This is a genomic window from Shewanella sp. 10N.286.54.B9 (assembly GCF_041468565.1).
Classification (GTDB): Bacteria; Pseudomonadota; Gammaproteobacteria; order Enterobacterales; family Shewanellaceae; genus Shewanella.
Map to the genome: position 1 here is coordinate 1 of NZ_JBFRIY010000115.1, position 3,758 is coordinate 3,758.

The following is a 3,758-nucleotide window of genomic DNA, read 5'->3' on the forward strand; positions in this document are numbered from 1 at the left end:
TCCTTCTCCCTCCACCATTTCTATCAACAAATTAAAATGTAAAAAACACAATAGGCCAATATTGTGTGCAGTAAACAGTAAGAAAATGTGGAGGGGTTCCCGAGTGGCCAAAGGGACCAGATTGTAAATCTGATGGCTCAGCCTTCGAAGGTTCGAATCCTTCTCCCTCCACCACTTCTTAACTCTCTTGCAATATCTATTCGACGTGAATTCTTGCTCAACATCTTTCTCCGTTAATTTAAAAATACTCAACATCGTTCATTTGTAACTTCAAAGTTAATCAAGTAATGAGCTATTGTTACGGTTATAAATTTCTGATTATTATCTGTTATTGTCTCTACCATTGTGCCCTTAATTTCACTATGATTTAGCTTTCTGATCAACATCAAAGGCCTTATTGTGACTAGTTCTTGGGTAAATCAAGCCATCGAAAAAATCGATGCAGACTTTCAACGAAGTGCAGACACTCATCTAATAAAACTTGATACTCCCAATTTGAGTGGCATTGATATTTACCTTAAAGATGAAAGTACCCACCCTACTGGTAGTTTGAAACATAGACTCGCGCGTTCACTTTTTCTTTACGCTCTATGTAATGGCTGGATCAAAGAGAACACCACAGTTATCGAATCATCTTCAGGCAGCACCGCTGTATCAGAAGCCTACTTTGCCCGCCTACTTGGGCTACCTTTTATTGCCGTTATGCCAAGCAGCACCGCGAAGAAAAAAATACAACAAATTGAGTTCTACGGCGGCCAATGCCACTTTGTCGACCATTCAAGTAAGATCTACGCTGAATCAGAGCGTTTAGCCAAAGAGTTAGATGGCCATTATATGGATCAGTTTACTTACGCAGAGCGAGCCACCGATTGGCGCGGTAACAATAACATTGCCAACTCTATTTTTAATCAAATGGAGAGAGAACAACACTCTATCCCATCATGGATTGTCATGAGTCCAGGCACGGGTGGCACGTCAGCGACAATAGGACGCTATATACGCTATCAACGTTTAGCGACGAAGTTGTGCGTTGTTGATCCTGAGAATTCAGTATTTTTCGATTACTTTAATACTGGTAACGCTGATATCACCTGCACCAATGGTAGTAAAATTGAAGGGATTGGTCGCCCAAGAGTGGAGCCCTCATTTATCCCTGGCGTTGTCGATGAAATGCGTAAAATTCCAGACCCAGCATCTGTAGCAACCATAAACTGGTTAGAGAACATCATCGGCCGAAAGACTGGCCCATCGACCGGAACAAACCTTTACGGCGCGTTACAGCTCGCATCTGAGATGGCAAAGAGAGGAGAGACTGGATCAATTGTGACCTTAATTTGCGATTCCGGTGAGCGTTATCTTGATACCTATTACGATGAACAGTGGATTGCAGACAATATTGGCGATTTGACACCTTATAACAATGCCCTAGCCCACTTCAGTGAAACAAGTGTGCTTAACTGTCCAGCCGCTAAATAGTAGTCAGTATAAAAAAGCCCTTGCTGAGTGTTACTCACAAGGGCTGTATTTTGTAGCATTCGCAATAGATTAATAGCTCTAACGAAAACCATTCATATCCATTTTCTAATTAATCTATGTCTAGATACTTATGGGTTTGAATTGAAAGGCGCCAGTTTCTATCGATACAAGTCTTCATCGCAAGTTCAGTCGCTCTCGGCTTTTGGCTAATTGGTTGTAAACAGACCGTCTTATCAGCTAAATCAATATCGGCTAAGAGAGCATCTAGCTCATCAATATGATTGCTTGTGGCAATAGGATGCTTAATCTCATTAGCTCGCTCAAGTGCTTGTTTTAGTACCTTATAACCACCTTTCATATTAATTTTAGGTGACACAGTAACCCAAGTTTCGCTGTCACATGCCACCTCAAAGGTGCCACTGGTTTCTATCTGTGTCTGATAGCCATTCTGATGCAAGTAGCGGGTTAGCTCTGAGAGGTCGTACATGCAAGGCTCGCCGCCGGTTATCACGATATGTTTAGCCGTAAATCCCTTGCCTTTAAAAGCGTTAACCAACTGCTCGCTAGTTAACTCAGACCAACGCCCTATCGTTCCGTCAACTTGGATCACTAACTCTGGCGCAACTCGATTTGCCTCTATAACGTCCCAGGTGTGTTTGGTATCACACCAAGCGCAGCCAACAGGACAACCTTGAAGCCTTACAAATATAGCCGGTACTCCGGTAAAATAGCCTTCACCTTGTATGGTTTCAAACACTTCATTGACTGGATAGTTCATCATCTTTTCCTCGAGTTCAGCAGGGCGGCATTTATAGAGGATTTTTAACCGTGTAGCAAGTAGTTTAAATGCAAACCGCGCTGCGTTAAACTATCGCCTCTCATCTCCATATAAATTGAAGTTCTATTATTATGTCAAAAGCAATTGTCGTATTTTCTGGTGGGCAAGATTCCACGACCTGTCTAATTCAAGCACTCACCCAATATGACGAAGTTCATTGCGTGACTTTCGATTACGGCCAAAGACATAGGCAAGAGATAGAGATAGCCAAAGAGTTATCTTCTAAATTAGGTGCTAAAAGTCATCAGGTACTAGATGTTGGGATCTTAAATGATCTAACGGTTTCAGCTCTCACCCGCGATATCCCAATCGAGGATAATAAAGACGGCAACGCAATCCCCAACACATTTGTTCCAGGGCGAAATATTTTATTTCTTACTCTTGCAGGGATCTACGCATACCAAATAAATGCCGAAGTCATTATTACAGGAGTTTGTGAAACAGATTTCTCTGGCTATCCTGATTGTCGTAATGAGTTCATTAAGTCAATGCAAACCGCACTGATGCAAGGGATGGATAAACAACTCACCATCAGCACCCCATTAATGTGGCTTGATAAAGCGGAAACCTGGGCGCTTGCAGATAAATACGATAGCCTGGAGTTAGTTCGTCATCAGACTCTTACCTGCTATAACGGCTTAAAGGGTGATGGTTGTGGTACATGCCCAGCCTGTATATTGCGTCAACGCGGACTCGATGAGTATTTAGCAAATTCGACGGCCATTCAAGCACAGCTAACCGCGAAATGCGCAAAATAATGCCAATAGTCAAAAATCGCTACTTTGTGGTCACATTAATAAGCTTACTTTGCATCCTTCTATTCTCTTTAGGTTTAGATGATGCTTTAGCCTATAGACGAGACAACATTCTAGAGGGGCAATGGTGGCGGTTATTAAGTGGAAATTTCCTGCATACCAATATCTGGCATTTAGCCATGAATTTGGCGGGTTTGTGGGTAATAGTGTTACTGTTTGAGCAACATTACAGTGCCAAAACAGTCGCTCTTTTAGTGTTAAGCTTAGGTTTAATGCAAGGCTTTGGATTACTCATATTCTTTCCAAACACCCTAGGTTACGTTGGCCTGAGTGGGTTGTTACATGGGCTTTTTGTTTATGGTGCGGTGCAAGATATCTGCAAAGGGCTTAAAATGGGTTACTTATTAACGCTTGGGGTGATTTTAAAAGTGACCTATGAGCAATCCTTTGGTGCCAGCCAAGAAGTGACATCCCTCATCGGTGCCCGTGTTGCTACTGAGGCGCACTTAATTGGCGTAGTAAGTGGTTTTATCTGCTTAGCGTGTGTGTTTGGCTTTAATCAACTGAAAAGTATTAGGGGCTGTTGATCTTTCACGGTTGTTTTTGCCGCAGTTTATTGGCTATTTTGACAAGGCGGAGGCTATGCCGTTTAGTTATTCTCCACAAATAGTCTACAACACAGTAAAAAT

Annotated in this window: 4 protein-coding genes and 1 tRNA gene; 4 read left to right on the forward strand and 1 reads right to left on the reverse strand. The window is 42.3% G+C overall.

Annotation, left to right across the window (positions count from 1 at the left end; genetic code table 11):
• Positions 1-89 precede the first annotated feature (89 nt).
• Positions 90-174 (forward strand) — tRNA-Tyr (locus AB4135_RS22010).
• Between the two features lie 225 nt (positions 175-399).
• On the forward strand, positions 400-1,476 hold the full coding sequence (locus AB4135_RS22015) for a PLP-dependent cysteine synthase family protein (protein ID WP_371995550.1): 1,077 nt from the start codon (positions 400-402) through the stop codon (positions 1,474-1,476).
• Positions 1,477-1,585: 109 nt separating this feature from the next.
• Here the strand turns inward: AB4135_RS22015 and queE are convergent, their stop codons facing one another.
• Complete coding sequence (gene queE / locus AB4135_RS22020; protein WP_371995551.1) at positions 1,586-2,254, reverse strand: 7-carboxy-7-deazaguanine synthase QueE; 669 nt, start codon at positions 2,252-2,254, stop codon at positions 1,586-1,588.
• 131 nt (positions 2,255-2,385) lie between these two features.
• Between queE and queC the strand changes: the two genes are divergently transcribed.
• Complete coding sequence (queC, locus tag AB4135_RS22025) at positions 2,386-3,072, forward strand: 7-cyano-7-deazaguanine synthase QueC (RefSeq protein WP_371995552.1); 687 nt, start codon at positions 2,386-2,388, stop codon at positions 3,070-3,072.
• A 5-nt stretch (positions 3,073-3,077) separates the two neighbouring features.
• Positions 3,078-3,656 (forward strand): rhombosortase, encoded by a 579-nt coding sequence (gene rrtA, locus AB4135_RS22030; RefSeq protein ID WP_371995553.1) that lies wholly within the window; start codon positions 3,078-3,080, stop codon positions 3,654-3,656.
• Positions 3,657-3,758: the final 102 nt, after the last annotated feature.